Raw genomic sequence first — 1,226 nt, 5'->3', positions numbered from 1 at the left:
GTCTTAAGTTTACAATTCATTAAATTAGACAATAAACAAGAAAAGACAAAAGAGAGGATTAAGGTTATAATACACGTAGAAGCTTAAGACTTCGTCAACATTGAAAATCCCCTCTCTTTTCCTTCGCAGATTTCGTACAGTTCTATGAGGCTTTAAGACCTCGCTTTTAAGTCGTTGAAACTCGCGTAGTATGTCCTTTCAAAAAAACATTTTGTTATGAATAAAGATATTAAATATTTTGGTATTGACATTAGTAAATCAGTATTTGATGTTACAGATTCAGGAGGTAATTACTATCAGTTTACAAACAATGAATTTGGCTTTAAAAAGTTCTCAAAACTCTTAGATATTACTAGCCATTGCGTTATGGAAGCTACAGGTTATTATCACTATCAATTGGCTTACCATTTATTAGAATCAGGTATAAAAGTATCAGTAGAAAATCCATTGTCAGTGAAACGTTTTATACAGATGGGATTATCAAAAATTAAGACAGATAAGAGTGATTCTAAACTTATATGTGGTTATGCAGAGCAGGTAGAATTAAAGTTATGGCAAGGCAATTCTAAGGAAGAAATAGAATGTCTTCAAATCGTTAGAACACTTTCAGTCTATACAAAGCAAAGCACTATGCTAAAAAACAAACTACATGGAGAAGCAGTTTTGGGGAATCCAAGCAAGCTTGTTGTTACTTCTTTAAAACGTAGTTTAAGGCAATTAATAAAAGAGATGAAAATGTTGGAGGATAAGTTGTTAACTTTAGTGAAGCAATCGCATCAAGATTTGTTTACACGTTTACAAACCATACCAGGAATAGGGAGAAAAACGGCTATAATGTTGGTGGTCTTAACAGGTGGCTTTGATCGTTTTACAAGCGCGAGCGAATTGTGTAGTTATACAGGTCTAACACCAGTAATTAGACAGAGTGGCAGCAGTGTAAAAGGACGACCAAGGATTAGTAAAATAGGCAACCAAAAACTGCGTAATCTATTATTTATGTGCAGCTTTAATGCATGTAAATACAACAAAGCTTGCCGAGATCTTTATGAGCGATTGGTAGCCAAAGGAAAGAGTAAAAAATTAGCATTAATAGCTGTTTGTAATAAGCTATTAAAACAAGCCTTTGCTATTGCTAAATCTGGATTAATATATGATGATACTTATAGAAGTACTTTAGTGAAAAATTAATGAGTTTTTACTTGTTTTTTACCACAGTACTTTGTTGT

The 1,226-nt window shown here is 32.8% G+C and carries 1 protein-coding gene; it reads left to right on the top strand.

Translation table 11 applies throughout. The annotated features are described in order from the left end of the window. The first annotated feature begins 216 nt into the window (after positions 1-216). Complete coding sequence (locus HNV08_RS16200) at positions 217-1,188, top strand: IS110 family RNA-guided transposase (protein WP_173282407.1); 972 nt, start codon at positions 217-219, stop codon at positions 1,186-1,188. The last annotated feature ends 38 nt before the right edge of the window (positions 1,189-1,226 follow it).

Origin of the sequence: Winogradskyella eckloniae, from assembly GCF_013249045.1 — a bacterium.
In the GTDB taxonomy this organism is placed as follows: domain Bacteria; phylum Bacteroidota; class Bacteroidia; order Flavobacteriales; family Flavobacteriaceae; genus Winogradskyella; species Winogradskyella eckloniae.
This window is presented reverse-complemented; position numbering and strand designations above follow the sequence as displayed.

Coding starts and splice junctions, on each gene's coding strand:
- HNV08_RS16200 (WP_173282407.1), top strand. CDS start 217: ATGAATAAAGATATTAAATATTTTGGTATTGACATTAGTAAATCAGTA.